Raw genomic sequence first — 21393 nt, forward strand, 5'->3', positions numbered from 1 at the left:
ATCGCATTTACCCGGGAAGCACCGGGAACGGACCGCCGGTCGCGGCGCTAGCGAAGCCAGCGCAGCAGCCTGCTCTCGCTGTCCCCGATCAGCGCGATCTCGACGTGCTCGTCCCGCTTGTGCGCGAGATTGGGGTCGCCGGGCCCGTAGTTGACCGCGGGGATGCCCAGCGCGGAGAACCGGGCCACGTCGGTCCAGCCGAACTTGGCCCGCGGCGGGGTCCCGATCGCCGCCACGAACGCCGCCGCCGCGGGTCGGTCCAGACCGGGCAGCGCACCGGCGGCCGCATCGGTGAGCACCACGTCGAAACCGGCGAACACCTCCCGCACGTGCTCGAGCGCCTGCTCGACGCTGCGGTTGGGGGCGAAGCGGAAGTTGACCGTCACGGTGCAGGCGTCGGGGATGACGTTGCCCGCGACACCGCCCTCGATCGCGACCGCGCTGAGTCCCTCGCGGTATTCGAGCCCGTCGATCACGACCCTGGCCGCCTCGTAGCCCTGCAACCGGGTCAGAATCGGCGCCGCCGCGTGGATCGCGTTGTCGCCCAGCCACGAGCGGGCCGAGTGCGCCCGGGTGCCCCGCGTGGTGATCCGCACCCGCAACGTGCCCTGGCAGCCGCCCTCGACCGCGCCGCCGGTCGGCTCCATCAGCACCGCAAAGTCGGCCACGAGCCACTCCGGGTGGGTGTTCGCCAGTCGCAGCAGACCGTTGCGGGACGCCTCGATCTCCTCGCAGTCGTAGAACACGTAGGTGACGTCGCGATTGGGCTCGGTCAGGTGCGCGGCGAGCCGCAGTTGCACCGCGACGCCGCTCTTCATGTCCGAGGTGCCGCACCCGTACATCAGCGGGCCCTCGATCCGCGACGGCAGGTTGTCCGCGATCGGGACGGTGTCCAGGTGACCCGCGATCAGGATGCGTTCGGACCGACCGAGGTCGGTGCGCGCGACCACCGAGTCGCCGTCCCGGTACACGGTCAGGTGCGGGTGGGCGCGCAGCGCCTCCTCCACCGCGTCGGCGAGCGCTCGCTCGTCGCCGCTGACGGACGGGATGTCGACGAGTTGCGCGGTGAGCGATGCCGCGTCCTGGGACAGATCAAGCCTCACGGTCATGCCGGCAGCCTATCCCGGTCCCGGGACGCGTCATCTGACGATACGTCAGGTGAATCGGGCCTCGTCACTCGACAATTGCCCGGCTCAACCGTTCTTGAGGCGCTCCACGCCCGCCGCCACCCGCTCGTCGGTCGCGGTGAACGCGATCCGCACGTGCCGGTCGCCCAGCGGGCCGTAGAAGTCGCCCGGGGCGGCCAGGATGCCGCGCTCGGCGAACCAGGCCACGGTCTCCCAGCAGTCCTCGTCGCGCGTGGTCCACAGGTACAGGCTCGCCTGGGAGTGCTCGATCCGGAAGCCGGCCGACTCCAGCGCACCGCGCAGCGCGGTGCGTCGGGCCGCATAGCGGGCCTTTTGCACCGCGACGTGCTCGTCGTCCGCGAAAGCCACGGCCATCGCCGCCTGCACCGGGCCCGGCACGATGTGCCCCGAGTGCTTGCGCACCGCGAGCAGCTCGCGGATCACCGCGAGGTCGCCGGTGACGAACCCCGCCCGGTAGCCGGCCAGGTTGCTGCGCTTGGACAACGAATGCAGGGCCAACAGCCCCTCGTGCGAGCCGCCGCACACGTCCGGATGCAGCACCGAGACCGCCTGGGTGTCCCAGCACAGCTCGATGTAGCACTCGTCGGAGACCACCAGGATGTCGTGCGCGCGGGCCCACTCGACCACCGTGCGCAACTCCTGGACCGAGCGCACCGCGCCGTGCGGGTTGCCCGGCGAGTTCAGCCAGATCATCCGCACGCCGGCGGGATCCGGCAGCGTGCCGTCCACCACCGCGAGCGGAGTGGCCCCGGCCAGCCGCGCACCCACGTCGTAGGTGGGGTAGGCCAGCGCCGGGTGCGCGACGACGTCGCCCGGGCCGAGCCCGAGCTGGTTGGGCAGCGCCGCGACCAGTTCCTTGGTGCCGATCACCGGCAGCACCGCGTCCGGGTTCGCGCCGGCGATCCCCAGTCGGCGGACCAGCCACGCGGCGATCGACTCGCGCAGTTCGGGCCTGCCGTACACGGTCGGGTATCCGGGCGAGTCGGCGGCAGCGCTCAGCGCGTCCCGGATCAGCTCCGGGGTGGGGTCGACCGGCGTGCCGACCGACAGGTCGACCACGCCGCCCGGGTGGGCCCGCGCGCGTGCGCCGAACGGTTCGAGGCGGTCCCAGGGGAACACGGGGAGCAGATCGGTGACGCGACGCGCCCGCCGACCCCGCGCGGCTGCGGGGTCGGTAGGCGTTTCCGCACCGTTGTGCGAAGCGGTCACGTCGCTCTACTCGCCGGTCGCCTGCGGCGGCAGCGCGGCGATGAGCGGGTGGTCCTTGGCGATCAGGCCCATCTTCGAGGCGCCACCCGGGGAACCGAGGTCGTCGAAGAACTCCACATTCGCCTTGTAGTAGTCCTTCCACTGCTCCGGGGTGTCGTCCTCGTAGAAGATTGCCTCGACCGGGCAGACGGGCTCGCAGGCTCCACAGTCGACGCATTCGTCGGGGTGGATGTACAGCGCACGTTCACCCTCGTAGATGCAGTCGACGGGGCACTCCTCGATGCATGCCTTGTCCTTCAGGTCGACGCAGGGCTGCGCGATGACGTAGGTCACGTCGGGTTCCTCCTCATGCGGGCGGTACAGGGTGCGCGGGAGCGCGGCAACGTCGGTGCCCGCAACTAGTATCGCGGTGGGCCGGGGCCTACTCCTAGCAGGTGGCCCTTACCTGTGGGCCGGGAACATGTCAGCAGACGTGGGCGGACGAGGTCAGCACGGATCGGGGAAGCCGGACAGGTGAAGAGGATCACACCACGGGATGTGGGCAGACGCGTGTCGGTGCGCCGCGAGCTGCCGCCCGAGGACTCCGGAGCGACCTATACGGACGTCGTGGGCGACCTCGTGGACTGGCGCGACGGTGTGCTGACAATCACCCGCAAGGACGGCAGTATCGCCCGGGTGGCCGAAGCGAGCATCGTGGCCGCCAAGGTGGTCCCGCCGCCCGTGCAACGGCTCACCCCGGCCCGATTGCAGGACGTGGCCAGCCGATCCTGGCCCGCGCCGGAGGTCGCCACGTTCGGCGAGTGGCTGCTGCGCGCGGCGGAGGGCTTCACCCGGCGGGCCAACTCGGTGCTGGTTCTGGGCGAGCCCGGTGTCCCGTTCCCGGAGGCGCTCGATCGAGTGAACCGCTGGTACGAGAAGCGCCGGTTGCCGACCCTGTTCCAGGTCGCGCACGACGACCCGTTCGACCGCTTCCTCGACACGGCCGGATGGCTGACCGAGGGCGACGCCCTGATGCGCACCGGGCGGCTGGTGCGCGCGGCGGACGTGCTGCACGACGTGGACGCGAGTGCGGTCCGGGTGCGGGACACCCTCACCGACGCGTGGCTCTCCCTCTACCACCACGTCGCGGGCCGCTCGGGCGGCGGCGCCGAACGACACGTGCTCCAGGGCCCGCCGGGCACCCTGTTCGCGACCGTGTGCGATCCGAACTCGGGCACACCGATCGCGATCGGGCGCGTGTGCGTGCTCGGTCGGTATGCGGGCTTCGCCGCCCTGGAGGTCGACCCGGCCCATCGTCGGCAGGGCCACGCCCGGGCGATCGTCCGGGCGCTGACCGATCGGGCGCTGGCGAACGGCGCGGTCACCGGGTGGCTCCAGGTGGAGGCGGACAACCGGCCGGCCCGCGAGCTCTACGACGCGCTCGGCTTCACCGACCACCACCGCTACCACTACCGCCGATCACCGGTCACGGGCCCGTGAGCGTTCCCGGGAATCCACGCGACCGGTTCGCCTCGGTGGTCCGGGCGGACGAGGTGGATCTGGCCGAGGCCGCTTTGCTGATGGGCGTCGAGGTCGATCCGGCCTTCGACCCGGCCACGGGCATCGCCGAGCTGGACCGGCTCGCGGCGGCCGTGCGGGCCGAGGCGGGATCGGGGTACGACCCGGCGCGGGCCGCCGCGGCGCTCGCGCTCGTGCTCGGCGGCCGGGCCCGCTTCTTCGGACAGCAGTCGGACTACGCCGACCTGCGCTCGTCGCTGCTGCACGAGGTGCTGCGCCGCCGACGCGGATTGCCGATCCTGCTGTCGGTGGTGTGGATCGAGGTGGGCCGCCGGGCCGGGCTGCCGGTGTACGGCGTCGCGTTGCCGGGACATTTCGTGGTCGGGATCGGCGATCCGGACGGCGCGTTCGAGCTGGCCGACCCGTTCCACGGCGGAGTCCCGCTGTCGGTGTCGCGGGCCCGTCGCCTGGCCGCGGAGGCGGGCGGGCAGGCCGGCGACCCGGCGCTCCTGCAGCCGGCCCGGCCGACCGCGATCCTGCTCCGGGTGCTCAACAACATCCGCGCGTGGGCCGCCCAGCCCGAACGCGGCATCGAGGGCGCCTGGACCCGGCTGTGGGCGGTCGAGCTGTCCCTGCTGCTGCCGCGCCATCCGGCGGCGCTGCGCCACGAGCGCGGTTCGCTGCTCGCCAAGACCGGCCAGTTCGCGGCCGGGGCCCGGCAGCTGGAGGAGTACGCCGAACTGGTCGAGCGCATCGATCCGAAAGTCGCCGAGGGCGTGCTGGCCGAGGCCAAGGCGGCCCGGGCCCGGCTGAACTGAGCGCGGCCACCGAGGCCGGGTCCGGTGGATCCTGGTGGATCAGGTCGCGTCGTCCGGTGCCGTGGCTCGGCGTGCCGGAGAAGCAGCCGCACAGTGGTTCCCTTCGGCTGTTTCTCCGGTGCGGCGAGACGAGCGCGGCGAGGAGCCCGAAGGGCGGATGCCGGGCGGCGCGACCCCACCAGGATCCGCCGGACACGGCCCAGGCCCCGTGCCGCGGCGGGCGACCGCCTCCCGGCCGCCGGCGCTCAGCCGCCGAGGATGCGCAGGAACGCGTCGGCGTCCTGGGCGATCCCGCTGCACGTGGGCTCGGCGCCCGCATCGGCGCCGCCGCCGGTGGGGCACGGCCGGTCCCGCGCGGCGGACCACCAGGCGACCCGGCCCAGGCGCACCGTGCGGGCGAACTCGGCGAACCTGCGCGCGTCGTCGAGGGTGAACACCTCGCCCGCGACGTCGTTGCGGCCGATCATCACCGTCACGGACACCCGCCGCCAGGCCTGCTCCTCGGACAGGTGCGGCCACACCTCGCGGATCTGTCCCTGCACGGCGTGCGCGGCGTCGCTCGCGAATTGGCCCATCCGGTCCTGCGGTCGCGGGGCCACCGCGGCACCGTAGTTGAGCGCCTTGACGTTGACGTAGGAGACCTCGACCCGCCGCGTGACCGCGTCCCGCAGCAGCGCCTTGGCCTCGTCGCCCAGGCCCTGGAGCGGATCCACCGGCAGCGAGTACCCGATGTCCACGGCCCCGCCGGCCGCCCGGGCGCTCTCCTGGAGCAGGTGCAGCGCCGCGTTGCGCCGCTGGACCACGTCGGGACGCACCAGCGAGCGGCCCTCGATGTCCAGGTCCATGCCGGTCGCCCCGGTCGCGGTCAGCACCTGCCGGTAGACGGTGGCCAGTTCCTCGGGTGTGCCGCACGACGCGGCCAGGTCGGTGCCGCCCGCGCCGCCGAAGGCGACCCGGATCGTCCCGCCGGCATCGCGCAGCGCGGCGATCCGACCGGTGGTCACCGGGTCGTCGAGTCGGGTCACCCCGCCCCACATCGGCCGACACCCACCGCCGTCCACGACGTAGGCCAGCGTGCGCTCGCGCACCGTGCCCGGCGCGCCCGCCCGGATGGGGTCGAACGGACCGGCGAGCGTCATGTCCAGGTACGGCGCGATGTGTTCGATCGTGCCCGAGCGCGGCGCGGTGCCGCCGGCTCCGTTCGGGCTCGGGGGCGGCGACGTGGTCGTGGGAGCGGCGGCCCGGCCGGTGCCGGTGGGGACGGGCGTACCGGTGTGGTGGTCGGCGCCGTCGGGCGGCCCGGTCGGCGGGATCGGCCCGGCCGTGGCCGAGCGGTCGCCGGACGCGGTCGGGGCGGGCACGTTGCACGGCTTGTCGTTGATCGTGCAGGCCATCGGGCCGTCGGAGCGGACCGGTTCGCTCGCGGTCGGCACCCCGGCGCCCTCCCGGCGCACCTCGAAGCCGACCACGATGCTCTCGCCCGGGCGCAGCGCCTTGTTCCAATTCTCGTTGCGCACCGTGTACTTGCCCTCGGCCGGTTCCAGGCGGCCGTTCCACACGTTCGCGATCCGGGTGCCCGCCGGCAGGTCGAAGCGCAGCGTCCAGCCCTTGACCGTGTCCGAGCCGACGTTGCGCAGCACGTACTGGCCGCTGTACCCGGTGGGCCACGAACCGGTGCGGACGTAGTCGGCGCTGAGCACGCGGTCGTGCCCGGGCGAGTCCCCGGACAGGGCCACGACCAACGCTGCGGGCAACGCGGCGAGCGCGGCACTGGCGGCGGCCCAGCGGATCCGCTCCCGGCGGGGACGACCGGCGCCCGGCTCGGGACCGCTTGCCCGGTGCGACCCCATGCCCATTTCCTCCGACATCCTCTCCGGCGGCACTCGGGCCGCCGGGCAGGAGGACTCTACCGGCCTTCGGGCCCGGGTCCCATCGACCCGGTCCGGGCGATCGAAGCAAAAGATCCTTCGTCTCGGACCCGGAGATACGGGTATCGAACTCCGGCTACGAGCCGTGCATTCCCGGGCATCGCCCGGCACGCTCCCGGACTCGGCACGAGCGCCGCGCCCGACCGCGCCCCGTCCCGGGCACCGCCGGATCCGGGCCGGGATCGCACCCCGGGCGGCCCGGTGCGAGCCGCGGCGCACAACCGGTCGTTCCGCCGCTCACAACCAGCCGTTCTCGTGCGCGATGCGCACCGCGTCCGCCCGGTTGCGGGCGTGCGTCTTGCCGATGCACGAGGACAGATGGTTGCGCACGGTGCCCTCGGACAGGTGCAGCCGGGAGGCGATCTCGGACACCGTCGAGCCGTCGGCCGCCGCGCGCAGCACGTCGCGCTCGCGCTCGGTCAGCGGATCGGCGCCCACCGAGAGCGCGGTCGCCGCGAGCGTGGGGTCGATCACCCGCTCCCCGCGCAGTACCCGGCGGACCGCGTCGGCCAGCTGCGCCGCGGGCGCGTCCTTGACCAGGAACGCGTCCGCGCCCAGTTCCATCGCCCGGCGCAGATAGCCGGGGCGGCCGAACGTGGTCAGCATGACGATCCGGCACCCGGGTACGGCCCGGCGCAACTCGGCGGCGGCGGCGAGGCCGTCCTGACCGGGCATCTCGATGTCCAGCAGCGCCACGTCGGCGCCGCTGGTGCGCACCGCGTCGAGCACCTCGTCCCCGCGTGCGACCTGGGCCACGACGCGAATGTCCTCCTCCAGGCCGAGCAACGCGGCCAGCGCCTCACGCACCATGGCCTGGTCCTCGGCGAGCAGCACATTGATCACGGGCCGAACGTTAGCGGTTCACCTCGTGGGCGATCCGCCCCACGTCGTCCTTACCGGGAAGCACCGGGACCGAAGCGGTCAATCTGAACCCGCGCCCCCCGTCGGGCACACCCACCCGAATGTCGCCGTCGGCCGACGCGAACCGCTCGCGCAGCCCGGTCAGCCCGTTCCCCTCGCGCCGCGCCGCACCGCGCCCGTCGTCCGCGACGTCCAGGCTCCACACCGCTCCCGTGCCCAGCGTGATCGTGCAGCGCCGTGCGCCGCTGTGCCGCACCGTGTTGGTGACCGCCTCGCGCAGCGCCCACGCGAGCACCGCCTCCGCCTCCGGATCCGGGCACACCGGCCACTGTTCGGGCACCAGGGCCAGTTCGATCCCCACCGCCTTGGCGGCGATCCGAGCGCCCGCCAACTCGACCGCGAAGGTCGGCCGCCGGTAGCCGCCGACCGCCTCGCGCACGTCCACCAGCGCCTGCCGGCTGACCCGCTCGATGTCCGCGACCTGTTCCGCCGCCCGCTCGACGTGCCCGGGCAGGAACCGGCCGGCGAGTTCGCTCTTGAGCGTGATCAGCGACAACGAGTGGCCGAGCACGTCGTGCAGGTCGCGGGCCATCCGCAGGCGCTCCTCGTTCGCGGAGAGCTGGGCCACGATCTCCCGGGCCTCGCGCAACTCGACCAGCGTCTCCATGAGTCGGCGCATCCCGATCATCAGCCCGCCGGTGAGCACCGTGACGAACGCGAGCACCAGGACGTCGTCCCCGGGCGCGTCCAGCAGCGTGCCCAGGGCCAGCCCGGTCAGCACGCAGCCCAGGATCGCCCACATCGACTGCGGGAAGCGCAGCCCGGCCCCCAGCGACACCGACACGTAGACCATCAGGCCCAGCCACGCGTCGTCGAAGGCCAGGATCAGCCCGACCGCGGTCGCCCACAACACCAGGCAGGTCAGCTCCAGGATGCGATCGGTGTCCAGCACCCGGCGCACGGCGGTCTCCGCCCGGCCGAACAGACCGAACCAGCCGATCCCGCCGAACACCAGCGAGACGTAGCAGACCACCACCACCAGCAGCCCGAACGAGCCCAGCGCCAGCCGGATCGGGCCGTAGCCCCCGGTCGCCAGGTCGTGCACGATCGGGGTGAGGAAGAACAGCCACAACAACGACCACGACATCCGGATCGCCCGCCCTCGCGCGCTGTCCTGCCGCGTCGGGTCCGACCACTTCATGCCGTGTGCTCCTCCGTGCGAGAGATCCCGTGCCGAGCGATCCGGACTCAGGCCGCGACCTTTTGCTCGTCGCGACGGTAGCGCCACGCCGCCAAGGCGGTGAACGCGACCAGATACAGCGCCAGGATCGCGATGTCCGAGATCCGGGGATGCCGGCCGCCCAGCACCTCCCAGCCGAGTTGGCCGAGCCGATACGTGGGCATCACGTGCCCGATGTCCTGGAGGAATCGCGGGAACCCGGTCAACGGGACCCACATCCCGCCGAGCACCGCCATGCCCAGGTAGACCAGCATGAACACCGGCTGCGCGGAGTCGGGCGCGACCAGGTAGCCCAGCCCGATCCCCAGCACCGCGAACACGAACGAGCCGAACCACAGCGCGATCACGAGCACGCCCCACTGCCACGGGTCCAGTCGGACCCCGCGCAGGAAGCCGGTGAACAGCACCAGCACGATCGCGGGCAGGCCGACCACCGCCGCCGACGCGAGCTTGGAGATCACGTACTGCCGCCCGGTCAGCGTGGTCAGCCGCAGCTGGCGGGTCCAGCCGCTCTGCCGCTCCGCCGCGATCCGCTGCACACCCGCGCTGAGCGTCGCGCCGACCGCGCCGAACGAGGCCATCGACACCATGATGTAGGCGGCGACGTCGGTGCCGTCGACATCACCCGACTGGCTGCCGAAGATCAGGTACATCGCGACCGGGTAGGCGAGCGTGAAGATCAGGTACCGGCGGTTGCGCAGCATCCGCAGGATCTCCAGCCTCAACAGGGTCCTCATGACGCGATCTCCATGCCTTCCGCCTCGTCCGCCTGCTGGGTGATCGCCAGGAACGCCTGCTCCAGGCCGAGTCCGGCCACCTCCAGGCCGCGCGGCCGAAGGCCGGCGGCGTAGATCGCGGCGACCGTCGCGTCGGCGTCGTCGCTGCGCATGCGCACCGTGTTGCCGCCGAGTTCGAGCTGCACCACGCCGGGCAGCGCGCGCAGGGTGGGCTCGTACCGCTCGACCGTCTCGGCCAGGTCGAAGGCGATCCGGCGCAGTCCCGCGCGGGCCTTGATCTGCGCCGCGCTCGCGTCGGCGAGCAGTTTGCCGCGGTGCAGCACGAGCACCCGGTCGGCGACGTTGTCCGCCTCTTCCAGGTAGTGCGTCGCGAACAGCACGGTGCGACCCAGCTCGGCCTGCTCGCGCATGCTCCCCCAGAATCGCTGCCGGCTGTCCACGTCCATGCCGGTGGTGGGCTCGTCCAGCACGATCAGGTCCACCTCGCCCGCGATGGCGACCGCGAAGCGCACCCGCTGGGCCTGACCGCCGGAGAGCTTGGCGACGTTCTTGCCGACCAGTTCCTCGATCCCGGCCCGACGCAGCACCTCCGCCTGCGGCAACGGGCGCGGGTGCAGGTCCCGGGCCAGCCGGACCATCTCGCCGACGGTCACGTCCGGCATCAGGCCACCGCTCTGCAACATCGCGCCCACCCGGCCCAGGCGGATCGCGTCGCGCGGGTCGCCGCCGAACAGCGCGACGGTGCCCTCGGTGGGCCGGCTCAGGCCCAGCAGCAGGTCCAGCGTGGTGGACTTGCCGGCGCCGTTGGGGCCCAGGAGTGCCACCGTCTCGCCCTGGTGCAGTTCCAGGTCGAGACCGTCCACGGCGCGCAGGTCGCCGAAGCTCTTGCGCACACCGCTGAGCGCGACGGCCGGCGCGGTCGTCTGTTTTCCAGCCGTGATCGTCATGGATCAACAGTGGCGGCGGGCGCCGACCCGGCGAAGTGGGAAACCTCCTGATCGCGCCATGACAGATGTCATGGGCGCCTACCGTGGGCGCATGGTGCGACTGACCGACTCCCAGACCGGCAAGTCCGAGCCCGTGACCAGCTCGATCGGCAGACGGGTGCGCGTCGCGTATCCGAGCCGCTCGTTGCGCGCGGCGATCCTCGCCGACACCTTCCGCCGCGTCGCGGGCCGGCACCGGCTGACCGTGACGATTCATCAGCTGCCCTACCGCGCGCAGGTGGCGGACGCGGCGGGCTACGGGCGGTACAACATGCCGGTGCCCACCACCGGGCAGCCGGACGGCGCGATCGACCTGTACATCGGCGAGAGCGGCGATCAGGGCCCGAGGGCCCGGGTGCACGTGCTGCATCCGGCGGCGTTGATCGAGACGGCGCCGCGGCGCCCGGTCCCGCATCCCGAGGACCCGCTCACGCTGCGCCTGCTGCTGCTCTCGCTGGCCGCGGACGAGCCGCTGCGCGCCGACCCGAAGGGCTATCTCGGGGCCGCCGAGGCCGAGCGCACCCTCGCCGAGCTGCGTGCCCGGACGGCCCGGTGCGCCGAGTCCCCGTCCCGGGCCCTGCCCGCCGAGGCGGTGGAGCCGATCCACGCGGCGCTCGACGACGACCTGGACACCCGCACCGCGCTCCGGCTGGTGCTGGAGCTGGCCCGCGACGAGGGGCTGGCGCCCGGCGCCCGGTTCGAGGCGCTGGCCCACCTGGACCGCTTCCTGGCCCTGGACCTGTCCCGCGACGTGGGCCGTCCCACGGACTGACCGGGCCCGCCCCGAACACACCGACGCCGGACGGGCGTGGCGCCCGTCCGGCGTCGGTGCGGTGCCAGGCGGCGCGACCTCATCCACCAAGATCCGCCGGACACGGCCTAGTCGTCCGAGGCGCGCACCGGCATCCCGCCCGGCGGTGGTGAGTCCGCCGTGCGTCCCTGGCCCTCGCCCTCCGCGCCGCCGGTGCGATCACAGGTGATCTTGTCCGCCGGGTCGTACTTGGTGTGGAACTTCTCCCGCGCGGTTTCCTTGCCGCCCTGGATGAACACCCGCGTGACGTCGATCTTGAACCCGTCGGAGGCGGCCTGCTCCACGCAGCCGGCCGACTTGTCCACCACCGACTTGGGCTTGACCACGTCGTACTTGCTGCCCGGCTCGGCCTTGATGTCGTCGAACCGGCGTGTGCCGAGCAGGGTCACCGTCACCGTGGAGTCGGTGTACGTGGACTCCAGGTAGACGTTCTTCCCGGAGTCGTTCTGGAACTTCAGGTCCAGCGAGGGCCAGGCCACGGTGGCCTCGCGACCGGCCGGGTAGCGGTCGATCCAGAAGCTGTGCGGGCGGTGCATGACGTCCTTGAGCCCGGCGAAGAACACCGCGTTGAAGGTCGTCGTGGCCACCTGCGACACGCCGCCGCCGAAGTCGGTCTGGAAGCGCCCGTTGTTGATGATCGTGCCCTTGGCGAAGCCGTTCTCCGCGGTGCGCTCGCCGACCGTCTTGTTCAGACTCCAGGTGTCGCCGGGCTTGATCACCGAGCCGGTGATCAGGTCGGCGGCCCGGTGGATGTTGGTCAACCGGTATGGGGCGAACGGGTAGTTCGTCGTGTACGTCGACATCACCTCGGTGATGCCGAGCTTGTTCGCCGCCTCGGTGGTCAGTTCCGGCTCGATCGGGCCGAGGTTGACCTTCGCGGTGCGGGCCGTGCCGGTCTTGGCCAGCACCGTCAGCAGCGCGTCGGCCGCGGTCGCACCGGAGACGCCCTTGCCCGCCACGGACGGTACGACGGACACCTTGGCGCCGGCCGCCAACTTGCCCTCGACCTTGAACGTCGCGTTCTTCGGCTTGTCGCCGACCGAGGAGAAGGTCTGGCCCAGTTCGTCCTGCAGGCCGTTCGCGTCGATCTTGGGCTGGAGCCTGCCGTTGCCGTCCGGAACCATCGTGAGGTACTTCGCGAGCACGGCCGGAGTCAGCTTGATGCTCTTGGTGCCGGCCGTCAGGGTGACCGGTCCGGACATCGCGGGCACCGCGAACTCGCGCATCGCGCGGTCCACTTCGGCCTGGGTGACCTTCGGATCGGCGGTCTTGGTGGGCAGTTCGACCGGAGCGTCGCCGCGCAGGAAGGCGGCCTGGACCAGCTTGACCGCGGCGGCGGTGTCCAGCACCTTGCCCTTGGTCGGCGCGACCGCGGCGGCCTGACCACCCGCGAACGTGATGCCACCGTCCAGCTGCGCGCCACCGGCCTCGGCGGCGAGCGCCTCCAGCTGGGCCCCCAGCTTGACCGGGTCCACGACCGTACGCGGCGCCGTCTCCCGGGTCTTGCCGAACATCGCCGGCACCGAGGTGAGCGGGTTCATCCCGCCCTTCGAGGCCTCGCTGACCGTCGCACGCGCGTCGAGCAGCAGTCCGGCCACGGCCGGATCGAGCTGGAGCTGCTTGCCCGCCAGGGTCAGTCGGATCGGCTTGGTGGTGCGGTCGCCGAGCTTTTGTTCGAGCGTACGAACCGCCTCGTCGCGGGACTGGCCGCCGATGTTGACGCCGAGCACGGAGGTGCCGCGCGGCACCCCGCCGCCGGCATAGGCCAGCGAGGCGCCGTACACCCCGCCCAGCACGGCGAGCCCGGCCGCACACGCGATCAGCGCCTTCGGCTTGCGCCGCCGCGGTCGGGCGGGCGCCGGTCGCGGATCGTCGGCGCGGTCCCCGGTGTCGTCGGGGTGCGCCGCACCGGTGTCCGCCGCGTGCGCGTCGGTCGTGCCGTACTGCGGGAACCCGTGGTCGGCGGCGTCCTGCTCCTGCCGCGTCTGGTACTCGTACGGCCCGTCCGCCTCGCCGTCGCGCGTCCAGCGCGGTGGGTCCTGCGAGGGCAGCGGTGCCTGGCCGCGCAGCACCACCGGCGGGATCGGCCGCGATCCGGGGATCTTGATGCTGACCCGGGTCGTCATGGTCTGGTCGCCCGACTCGGCATCCGATTCGGCGTCCGACTCCGCGGCCGGCGGAACCGGCGCCGGGTTGGCCTCGGGCGTGCCGAAGCCGGCGATCAACCGGCGCCGACCCACCCGGGTCGGCAGCGCGCCGCTCTCCGGGGGTGCCTCGCCCGGCGCCGCGTCGCTCGGCCCGGTCGGGTGGGCGAACGGCTCGGACCCGGGCGGCGGGCCGTAACCGGCGTCGTCCAGACCCGCGCCGGGCACACCCGCGCCGCGCTCGCCCGCGTGGGCGGCGGGCGCGCCGGAGTGACCCTGCGGCGGTTTCCGGTGGAGCGGCGGCTGCCCGGACTGCCCCGGTACGAACGCCGGCGGCGGCGCGTCCGAGAACGGCACCGGACCGGGCGCGCCCGTACCGTCGGCCGTCAGACTCCTGGCTCCCGAGGCGCCGGGAACGCGCTGCGGCAGTCCGTTGGGCCCCAGCGGCGGGGCCTCCTGCCGCGGCGGTTCCGCGACGGGCGGCACATCGTCGTCCGCGCTGGGCCACGACGAGCCACCCGGCGGCCCCGCGACGGGCGCGGGCCGGGGCGGTTCGTCGTCGAACCACGACGCGAACTCGTCGTCGTCCCCGAACGGATCGGGGGATGGATGCGGAGACGACGCGGGCGCGGCGGATCGCTCACGGGCAGCGGGCGCAGCCGGCGACGGGCGGCCGACCCGTCCGAAGAACGGATGCGGATCACCGCCGAGATCGTCACGGCGCGGCTGCGCGCCCGGGTCGTCGGGCGTGGGGGGCTGGTCGTTACTCACGAAGAACGAGCTCTCCGACAGCTGAAGGTTGCGTGGCGGCGCACGGCCGCCCCCGCCCGGGGTCGGACGGTATCCAGGAAAGTGCGACGGCGGTGCGTTGACACACGCCGTGTGCGGGTCGTGACACCGCCTCCGAGGGTTTTGCTGCTCCCCATCGAAAGCGAGTGGACGAACTCGGCCACCGAGGTTGCCCGGTACGACGGGCTAGAGGAGTCGGCCGCGACGGCCCCATGGACAGGGCATGACGCGCACCGCACCTCGGCAACCACAATACTGCGCTCCTGCCACACCGTTACCCCGCACCGTCGCCTGCCTCGAAGCACGCGCCGTCGGCAAGCATGGCGGGGCAAGGAACTCACCTCGTATGCGTCTTCACCGATTCACCCGAAAGAAGGACGGGTTTGATGCCGCCCCAGGGGTAAGTGGCTGCGGCCACACCGAAGATCGTGCCACCGAGCAGGTAGATGTAGGACAGGACCCCGCTGACGAAGATCCAGTCGCCCTCGGGCTTGGTCCAGCTCGCCAACCACAGCACGGTCAGCATCCAGCCGGCGACCGGTACCGCGGCGCCCGCCTTCGTCTCGAGCAGCGAACCGCCCGCGACGAACAGCCCGCCGCTGCCCGCGAGCGCGACGATCAGCCCGGCGGGTGGGTAGGCCGCCTGGGTGAACGCCCCGATGAAGGCGATCACCACGCCGAGCAGGAACAGCACGACGTATGCCGCGATGCGGCCGGCTTTCTCTGGCACGACGGCTACCTTACGGGCGCAGTCCGGCGAACAGGTCGTCCTCGCGGCCGTCCGGGCCGGTGGGCCCGAGTTCGCCGCGGACCAGTCGATAGTGCTCGACCGACATGATGCTCTGGCCGATGTTGTTGGACAGCGCGAAGAAGCCCTCCTCCACCGAGACCTGGGTGGGATAGGCCCGCAGCGCATCGTACTTCGCGCCCACATGGTCGCCCGCGTCCACGGCGGTGGTGACCTGGTCGTCGTCCACCGCGAACGGCAACTCGTCCACCTCGACCACGGTGAACGGCACGTCCTGGCCGGCCTCGATCATCCGCTCGATGCCGGCCTTGAGGATCGACCGGGGCATCACGTTGTAGTAGATCTTCGCGATCGTCCAGGACTCGCCCTCGCCCTCGGCGTAGGTCGGATCGGCGGCCAACTCGGCGGCGCGCAGCGCCACCCGGTGGGCCTGGATGTGGTCCGGGTGGCCGTAGCCGCCGCGCTCGTCGTAGGTGGCCAGCACCTGCGGGCGCACCTCGCGGATCACCGGCACCAGGTGCGTCGCGGCCTCGTCGACGTCGGCCTGCCAGAAGCAGTCGGGCCGGTCGTTGCTCGGCACGCCCATCATCCCGGAGTCGCGGTAGCGGCCCGGGCCGCCCAGAAAACGCTGGTCGGAGATGCCGAGCGCCTTCATCGAGTCGGCGATCTCGGTCATCCGATGCGGACCGAGCGCATCCTCGCGGTCGGCCGCCAGGTGAGCCAGTTCGGGCACCAGGATCTCGCCCTCCTCACCGAGCGTGCAGGTGACGAGCGTGACGTGCACACCCTCGGCCGCGTAGCGCGCCATCGAGGCGCCGTTGTTGATCACTTCGTCGTCCGGGTGGGCGTGGACGAGCAACAGGCGCAGCGGGCTCTCGGCAGTGCGTTCGGTCATGCTCGACAGCCTACGCAGCCGAGCCGGGTGCCCGGCGGGCCGGGCCCGCGACCGCGGGCTCAGCCGGTCGGCCGCGCATGCACGGCCACCACGTAGTCGCCGCCGTCGATCCAGCGCTCGCGCCCCCAGCCGGCGTACCGGGTGCGGCGGGTCAGGCCGGCCGCCGCGCACGCGGCCTCGTACCGGTCGACGTCGATGGTGGCCCCGACCCCGTCGGGACCACCGGTGAGGCTGAAGCCGGCGACCAGGATCCCGCCCGGCCGCAACATCGTGGCCAGCGTGCGCACGACCTCGGCCTCGCTGCCCGGGGTCAGGAAGATCATCACGTTGCCGGCGGCCACCACCAGGTCGAAGCTGCCGCGCCCGCCGAGCGGCAGCGGGTCCAGGTCGGCGAGGTCGTCGAGCACCCAGGTCAGTCCGGGCGCCGCCGCCTCGGCCTCGGCCAGCATCGAGGCGTCCAGGTCGACGCCGACCACCTCGTGGCCCTGCCGGGCCAGCTCGATCGCCACCCGACCCGTCCCGCACCCCGCGTCCAGCACGCGTGCGGGCTCGGCCAGCAGCGCGTCGCAGAACCGCGCCTCGCCGTGCATGTCCCGCCCTTCGGCGGCGAGCCTGCGAAACCGCTCGGCGTACTCGGGCCCACGGGTGCCGCCGGTATTGGCCAGCCATCGATTGGTCATGGCAGACGAGCCTACAAAGCCCGACCCGCCACCCGGCCCGGCGAGCCCGCGATCGCACCCGGATTCCGTACACCACAACGGCGGTGAATCAGCCCGGAAGCGATCCCCGGACCCGCGTCGACGGCACCCGCTCGGAAACGAATCCCGTTCAGAAGTGGATCCCGTTCACCACTCCGGCGAAGCTCATCCCCGCGTCTCGGATCGAGGGCGCCATCGACGTCGTCGACAGATAGAAGCCGAGCATCGTGCAGGTGATCGCGTGGACGGGCCTGAGCGCGGACTTTCGGACGAAGAAGACGACGGTGACACCGAGCAGCAGCACGGCGGAGACGGACACCACCACAGTCACGCACCTCCTGTGCGCAGGGGGTTCGCGGCTTGCTCGGGGAAGCCGGCCGGCGGACCCAAAGGGACATGTCTACACACAGACTGTAAGCCGGCGATCACGAACAGCGTTCACTCGTTCAGCGGGCGTGAGGTGGTGTTCGTACGGGCGTCCGCACTCTCCCTCGGTCTCCCCTTCCCTCGACGTCACCGCCACGTACGCTGTGGCGCATGAGCTCGGAGATCACATTTCCCCGGCAATACGCCCGCACGCAGCGCTTCACCCAAGGCGCTCCGCGCAGCTTCGGCATCGCCGACGGCCGGATCACTTTCCTGCGGTCCAAGGCCGCCGACGACCCCACCACGTGCCTGTGGACGCTCGATCCCGAGACCGGCGTCGAGCGCCTGGTGGCCGATCCCGCGGTGCTCCTCGGCGGCGCGGCCGAGGACCTCTCCGCCGAGGAGCGGGCCCGGCGCGAACGCAGTCGCGAGGGGGCGGCCGGCATCGTCGGCTACGCGCTCGACAGCGCCGGCGATCTGGCGGCTTTCACCCTTTCGGGCCGGCTGTTCGCCGTCTCCCTCGCCACCGGGGAGGCCCCGCGCGAGCTGACCGTGCCCGGCCCGGTGATCGATCCGCGTCCCTCCCCGACCGGCACGCACATCGCCTATGCGGCGGGCGGCGCCCTGCGCGTCGTGGCCGTCGACGGCTCCGGGGACACCGCGCTCGCCGAGCCCGACGGCGACGACGTCGTCTGGGGCCTGGCGGAGTTCATCGCCGCCGAGGAGATGTCCCGCTTCCGGGGCTATTGGTGGGCCCCCGACGGCTCCGCGCTGATCGTCGCGCGGGTGGACGACGGGCCGGTGGACCGCTGGTGGATCAGCGACCCGGCCAACCCGGCCGGTGCGCCGACCCGGGTCGCCTATCCGGCGGCCGGCACCCCCAACGCCGATGTCACCGCGTGGCTGATCGGCCTCGACGGCAGCCGTACCGAGCTGACCTGGGATCGCGCGACATACCCCTACCTGGCGAGCGTGCACTGGTCGGCCGGCGGCGATCCGCTGCTGAGCGTGCAGCCGCGCGACCAGAAGCGCCTGCTCACCCTCGCCGTCGACGTCGCCGCCGGGACCACCCGCGAGCTGCACGCCGAGACCGACGACGTGTGGATCGACCTGGTCCCGGGCGTGCCCGCGTGGACGCCGGACGGCCGGCTGGTCCGGCTGGCGGACGCCGACGGCGCACGCCGCGTGGTGGTCGCGGACAAGGAGCTGACCGACCGGCGTCTGTTCGTGCGCTCGATCCTGGACATCGCCGACGAGGACGTGCTGATCACCGCATCGGCCGGCACCGACGCGAGCGATCCCGAGATCGGCGAGATCCACGTGTACCGGGTCGCCGCCGACGGGGTCACCCGGGTGAGCACCGAACCCGGCGTGCACAACGCGGTGCGCTCCGGCGACACCACCGTGCTGCTGTCCTCCTCGCTCGACCGCTTCGGCGCCCGGGTCACCGTGCACCGCGCGGGAGCCGAACTCGCCGAGATCACCTCGCACGCGGCCACCCCCGTGCTCACCGCGCGGGTCGAGCTGCTCCGCGCCGGCGCCCGCGACATCCCCTGCGCACTGCTGCTGCCGACCGGGTTCGACCCCGCCTCCGGCGAGCGGCTGCCGATCCTGCTGGACCCGTACGGCGGCCCGCACGGCCCGCGGGTGCTGGCCGCGCGCAACCCGCACCTGACCTCGCAGTGGTTCGCCGATCAGGGCTTCGCGGTGCTGGTCGCGGACGGCCGCGGCACTCCCGGCCACTCCCCCGAGTGGGAGAAGTCGGTTCACCTCGACCTCGGCCCGGTCACCCTCCAGGACCAGGTGGACGCCCTGGCGGCGGTCGCCGCCGAGCGGCCCTGGCTGGACACCACGCGGGTGGGCATCCGGGGCTGGTCCTACGGCGGCTACCTGGCGGCGCTGGCCGTGCTGCGCCGTCCGGACGTCTTCCACGCGGCGGTCGCCGGCGCGCCGGTCACCGACTGGGAGCTCTACGACACGCACTACACCGAGCGCTACCTCGGCCTGCCGGCCGAACAGCCGGACGCCTACCGGCGGAACTCGTTGGTGACCGCCGGCCGGGCGGGCGAGCAGCCGACGACCCGTCGGCCGCTGATGCTGGTGCACGGTCTCGCCGACGACAACGTGGTCGCGGCGCACACGCTGCGGCTGAGCAGCAGCCTGCTCGCGTCGGGCTACCCGCACGAGGTGTTGCCGCTGTCCGGCGTCACCCACATGACGCCGCAGGAGCAGGTCGCGGAGAACCTCCTGCTCCTTCAGGTCGACTTCCTGCGCCGCGCGCTGGCGCGTCCCGCGACCGACTGACCCACCGGCGAGCGACACGAGCCGCCACACGCCGCAGCGCCCGCCGTTCCCGATCGGGAACGGCGGGCGCTGCGGCGTCGGGACGCGGGTCAGGCCGCGCCGACGATGTCCTTCTCCTCGGCGAAGTGGCACGCGCTGTCGTGCGCACCCAGTCCGGAGAGGCCCTTGCGGATCTCCAGCAACGGCTCCTGCTCGGCGCAGATGTCCTGCGCCTTCCAGCAGCGGGTGCGGAACCGGCAGCCCGAGGGCGGGTTCGCCGGCGACGGCACGTCACCGGTGAGGATGATCCGCTCGCGGTGCTCGCGGCCGTCCGGGTCCGGCACCGGCACCGCGGACAGCAGTGCCTGGGTGTACGGGTGCGTCGGGTGGTCGTAGATCTGCGCATCGGTGCCGATCTCGGCGATCCGCCCGAGGTACATCACCGCGACGCGGTCCGAGATGTGCCGCACCACGGAGAGGTCGTGCGCGATGAACAGGTACGACAGACCCAGTTCGTTCTGCAGCTTCTCCAGCAGGTTGACCACCTGCGCCTGCACCGACACGTCCAGTGCGGAGACCGGCTCGTCCGCGATGATGATCTCCGGGTTGAGCGCGAGGCCTCGGGCGATCCCGATGCGCTGGCGCTGACCGCCGGAGAACTGGTGCGGATACCGGTTGATGTGCTCCGGGTTCAGGCCCACCAGGTCGAGCAGTTCCTGTACCCGCCGCTTGCGGTCGCCCCGGGGCGCGACCTCGGGGTGGATGTCGTACGGCTCGCCGATGATGTCGGCGACCGTCATCCGCGGGTTCAGCGACGTGTACGGGTCCTGGAAGACCATCTGGATGTTGCGACGCACCGCCTTGAGCGCGCGACCGGACAACTTCGCCAGGTCGTCGCCCTTGTAGAGCACGCTGCCCGCGGTGATCGACTCCAGGTTCATCAGCAGCCGGGCGACCGTGGACTTGCCACAACCCGACTCGCCGACGAGACCGAGAGTCTCGCCCTTCATCAGGTCGAAGGTGACGCCGTCGACGGCCTTGACGGCGCCGATCTTCTTCTGGAAGAGGATGCCCTGGGTGATCGGGAAGTGCTTGACCAGCCCCCGCACCTGAAGGATCGGCTCGCCCTGCGTCACCGGCTTGACGACCTTGCGCAGGTCGGCGGCGGTCGCGCCGCTCGGGGACTCAGTCACGGACTTCTCCCTCCATCACGGTCTCCCAGAAGTGGCATGCGCTGCCACGCCCGACCGAGATCTCGTGCAGCGGCGGAATCTCGCTGCGACACACGTCCTGCGCATACGGGCAGCGCGGGTTGAACGCGCAGCCGGACGGGATGCGCATCAGGTTCGGCGGCAGGCCCTTGATCGCGTACAACTCGCGACCCTTGTGGTCCAGCCGCGGGATCGATTCGAGCAGACCCTTGGTGTACGGGTGGGTCGGCTGCCGGTACAGCTCGCGCACCGGCGCCTGCTCGACGATCCGGCCCGCGTACATGACCGCGATCTTGTCCGCGACGTCGGCGACCACGCCGAGGTCGTGGGTGATCAGGATCAGACCCATGTTGCGCTCGCGCTGGAGTTCCGCGAGCAGGTCCATCACCTGCGCCTGAACGGTCACGTCGAGCGCGGTGGTCGGCTCGTCCGCGATGATCAGCTCGGGGTCCAGCGCGAGTGCCATCGCGATCATGATCCGCTGGCGCATACCGCCGGAGAACTGGTGCGGGTAGTCGTTCACCCGGTCCTTGGCGGCCGGGATGCGCACCTGGTCCATCAACTCGATGGACTTGAGCTTGGCGTCCTTCTTGGACATCCCGCGGTGCACGGTGTACATCTCGGCGAGCTGGAAGCCCACCGAGTACACCGGGTTGAGCGCGGAGAGCGCGTCCTGGAAGATCATCGAGATCTTCTGGCCGCGGATCTTCCGGCGCTCCTCCTTGGACATCTTGAGCATGTCCTTGCCGTGGAAGCGGATCTCACCGCCGGTGATGTGCCCCGGCGGCATGTCCAGGATGCCCATGATCGTCTGCGCGGTCACCGACTTGCCGGACCCGGACTCGCCGAGCACCGCGAGCGTCTCGCCCGCGCTGACGTCGTACGAGACACCGTTGATCGCCTTGGCCACGCCGTCGCGGGTGCGGAACTCGACGTGGAGGTTGTCCACTTCGAGCAGCGGCGCGGCGGCGGCCGAGCCCGAGCCCTCGGGCTTGTTCTTCGTGTCGATCGTCGTCACTTGTCT

The 21393-nt window shown here is 72.2% G+C and carries 19 protein-coding genes; 4 read left to right on the forward strand and 15 right to left on the reverse strand.

The features are described 5' to 3' along the window. Window positions 1–47: 47 nt before the first annotated feature. The 3 genes from dapE to fdxA form a co-directional block, all read right to left on the reverse strand. The gene (dapE, locus tag ACIBM5_RS35940) at window positions 48–1109 is read right to left on the reverse strand and encodes a succinyl-diaminopimelate desuccinylase (RefSeq protein WP_396010905.1); all 1062 of its coding nucleotides are present in this window, start codon (window positions 1107–1109) and stop codon (window positions 48–50) included. Window positions 1110–1193: 84 nt separating this feature from the next. Then, window positions 1194–2276, reverse strand: a complete 1083-nt coding sequence (gene dapC, locus ACIBM5_RS35945) for a succinyldiaminopimelate transaminase (protein WP_396011004.1) — start codon at window positions 2274–2276, stop codon at window positions 1194–1196. Between the two features lie 87 nt (window positions 2277–2363). Next, the gene (gene fdxA / locus ACIBM5_RS35950) at window positions 2364–2690 is read right to left on the reverse strand and encodes a ferredoxin (protein ID WP_020556628.1); all 327 of its coding nucleotides are present in this window, start codon (window positions 2688–2690) and stop codon (window positions 2364–2366) included. A 204-nt stretch (window positions 2691–2894) separates the two neighbouring features. Between fdxA and ACIBM5_RS35955 the strand changes: the two genes are divergently transcribed. Together ACIBM5_RS35955 and ACIBM5_RS35960 are read left to right on the forward strand one after the other, a co-directional pair. Then, window positions 2895–3836, forward strand: coding sequence for a GNAT family N-acetyltransferase (locus tag ACIBM5_RS35955; protein WP_396010906.1), 942 nt, complete (start codon window positions 2895–2897; stop codon window positions 3834–3836). Further along, the gene (locus tag ACIBM5_RS35960; protein WP_391586770.1) at window positions 3833–4672 is read left to right on the forward strand and encodes a SirB1 family protein; all 840 of its coding nucleotides are present in this window, start codon (window positions 3833–3835) and stop codon (window positions 4670–4672) included. The genes ACIBM5_RS35955 and ACIBM5_RS35960 overlap by 4 nt, the downstream gene beginning before the upstream one ends. Before the next feature lie 245 nt (window positions 4673–4917). Here the strand turns inward: ACIBM5_RS35960 and ACIBM5_RS35965 are convergent, their stop codons facing one another. The 5 genes from ACIBM5_RS35965 to ACIBM5_RS35985 all read right to left on the reverse strand — a co-directional run bounded on the left by ACIBM5_RS35965 (window position 4918) and on the right by ACIBM5_RS35985 (window position 10385). After that, the gene (locus ACIBM5_RS35965) at window positions 4918–6522 is read right to left on the reverse strand and encodes a cellulose binding domain-containing protein (RefSeq protein WP_396010908.1); all 1605 of its coding nucleotides are present in this window, start codon (window positions 6520–6522) and stop codon (window positions 4918–4920) included. Between the two features lie 315 nt (window positions 6523–6837). Beyond that, window positions 6838–7443, reverse strand: coding sequence for a response regulator (locus ACIBM5_RS35970; protein ID WP_396010910.1), 606 nt, complete (start codon window positions 7441–7443; stop codon window positions 6838–6840). Between the two features lie 10 nt (window positions 7444–7453). Next, entirely contained in the window at window positions 7454–8662 is a 1209-nt protein-coding gene (locus ACIBM5_RS35975) for a sensor histidine kinase (RefSeq protein WP_396010912.1), read from the reverse strand. A 47-nt stretch (window positions 8663–8709) separates the two neighbouring features. Then, the gene (locus ACIBM5_RS35980) at window positions 8710–9438 is read right to left on the reverse strand and encodes an ABC transporter permease (protein ID WP_396010913.1); all 729 of its coding nucleotides are present in this window, start codon (window positions 9436–9438) and stop codon (window positions 8710–8712) included. Beyond that, window positions 9435–10385 (reverse strand): ABC transporter ATP-binding protein, encoded by a 951-nt coding sequence (locus tag ACIBM5_RS35985; protein WP_396010915.1) that lies wholly within the window; start codon window positions 10383–10385, stop codon window positions 9435–9437. Before ACIBM5_RS35985 ends, ACIBM5_RS35980 begins: the two co-directional genes overlap by 4 nt. 91 nt (window positions 10386–10476) lie before the next feature. Between ACIBM5_RS35985 and ACIBM5_RS35990 the strand changes: the two genes are divergently transcribed. Further along, the gene (locus ACIBM5_RS35990; protein ID WP_396010917.1) at window positions 10477–11196 is read left to right on the forward strand and encodes a hypothetical protein; all 720 of its coding nucleotides are present in this window, start codon (window positions 10477–10479) and stop codon (window positions 11194–11196) included. Between the two features lie 107 nt (window positions 11197–11303). Here ACIBM5_RS35990 and ACIBM5_RS35995 read toward each other — a convergent pair whose 3' ends face one another. The 5 genes from ACIBM5_RS35995 to ACIBM5_RS36015 form a co-directional block, all read right to left on the reverse strand. Then, entirely contained in the window at window positions 11304–14150 is a 2847-nt protein-coding gene (locus ACIBM5_RS35995; RefSeq protein ID WP_396010918.1) for a VanW family protein, read from the reverse strand. 355 nt (window positions 14151–14505) lie between these two features. Further along, entirely contained in the window at window positions 14506–14898 is a 393-nt protein-coding gene (locus tag ACIBM5_RS36000; RefSeq protein WP_396010919.1) for a DUF6113 family protein, read from the reverse strand. 10 nt (window positions 14899–14908) lie between these two features. Next, window positions 14909–15811 carry an N-acetyl-1-D-myo-inositol-2-amino-2-deoxy-alpha-D-glucopyranoside deacetylase gene (gene mshB / locus ACIBM5_RS36005; RefSeq protein ID WP_396010920.1) on the reverse strand — a complete coding sequence of 301 codons (903 nt, stop codon included), beginning with the start codon at window positions 15809–15811 and terminating at the stop codon, window positions 14909–14911. A 59-nt stretch (window positions 15812–15870) separates the two neighbouring features. Continuing rightward, window positions 15871–16491 (reverse strand): class I SAM-dependent methyltransferase, encoded by a 621-nt coding sequence (locus ACIBM5_RS36010; RefSeq protein ID WP_396010921.1) that lies wholly within the window; start codon window positions 16489–16491, stop codon window positions 15871–15873. Between the two features lie 148 nt (window positions 16492–16639). After that, the gene (locus ACIBM5_RS36015; protein ID WP_396010923.1) at window positions 16640–16840 is read right to left on the reverse strand and encodes a DUF2304 domain-containing protein; all 201 of its coding nucleotides are present in this window, start codon (window positions 16838–16840) and stop codon (window positions 16640–16642) included. 206 nt (window positions 16841–17046) lie between these two features. Between ACIBM5_RS36015 and ACIBM5_RS36020 the strand changes: the two genes are divergently transcribed. Continuing rightward, window positions 17047–19179: a prolyl oligopeptidase family serine peptidase gene (locus ACIBM5_RS36020; protein WP_396010924.1), complete on the forward strand. Its 2133-nt coding sequence runs from the start codon at window positions 17047–17049 to the stop codon at window positions 19177–19179. Window positions 19180–19268: 89 nt separating this feature from the next. On the opposite strand, the gene ACIBM5_RS36025 is transcribed toward ACIBM5_RS36020, so the two are convergent. Together ACIBM5_RS36025 and ACIBM5_RS36030 are read right to left on the reverse strand one after the other, a co-directional pair. Continuing rightward, window positions 19269–20351, reverse strand: coding sequence for an ABC transporter ATP-binding protein (locus tag ACIBM5_RS36025; protein ID WP_396010925.1), 1083 nt, complete (start codon window positions 20349–20351; stop codon window positions 19269–19271). Next, on the reverse strand, window positions 20344–21387 hold the full coding sequence (locus ACIBM5_RS36030; RefSeq protein WP_396010926.1) for an ABC transporter ATP-binding protein: 1044 nt from the start codon (window positions 21385–21387) through the stop codon (window positions 20344–20346). Before ACIBM5_RS36030 ends, ACIBM5_RS36025 begins: the two co-directional genes overlap by 8 nt. Between the last annotated feature and the right edge of the window lie 6 nt (window positions 21388–21393).

Source organism: Embleya sp. NPDC050493, from assembly GCF_044458105.1.
In the GTDB taxonomy this organism is placed as follows: domain Bacteria; phylum Actinomycetota; class Actinomycetes; order Streptomycetales; family Streptomycetaceae; genus Embleya.

Excerpts from the sequence above, each read along its gene's own strand:
- ACIBM5_RS35985 (WP_396010915.1), bottom strand. The coding sequence starts at position 10,385 with ATGACGATCACGGCTGGAAAACAGACGACCGCGCCGGCCGTCGCGCTC.
- ACIBM5_RS36010 (WP_396010921.1), bottom strand. The coding sequence starts at position 16,491 with ATGACCAATCGATGGCTGGCCAATACCGGCGGCACCCGTGGGCCCGAG.
- ACIBM5_RS35980 (WP_396010913.1), bottom strand. The coding sequence starts at position 9,438 with ATGAGGACCCTGTTGAGGCTGGAGATCCTGCGGATGCTGCGCAACCGC.
- ACIBM5_RS35975 (WP_396010912.1), bottom strand. The coding sequence starts at position 8,662 with ATGAAGTGGTCGGACCCGACGCGGCAGGACAGCGCGCGAGGGCGGGCG.
- ACIBM5_RS35990 (WP_396010917.1), top strand. The coding sequence starts at position 10,477 with ATGGTGCGACTGACCGACTCCCAGACCGGCAAGTCCGAGCCCGTGACC.
- mshB (WP_396010920.1), bottom strand. The coding sequence starts at position 15,811 with ATGACCGAACGCACTGCCGAGAGCCCGCTGCGCCTGTTGCTCGTCCAC.
- ACIBM5_RS36020 (WP_396010924.1), top strand. The coding sequence starts at position 17,047 with ATGAGCTCGGAGATCACATTTCCCCGGCAATACGCCCGCACGCAGCGC.
- ACIBM5_RS35965 (WP_396010908.1), bottom strand. The coding sequence starts at position 6,522 with ATGGGGTCGCACCGGGCAAGCGGTCCCGAGCCGGGCGCCGGTCGTCCC.
- dapE (WP_396010905.1), bottom strand. The coding sequence starts at position 1,109 with ATGACCGTGAGGCTTGATCTGTCCCAGGACGCGGCATCGCTCACCGCG.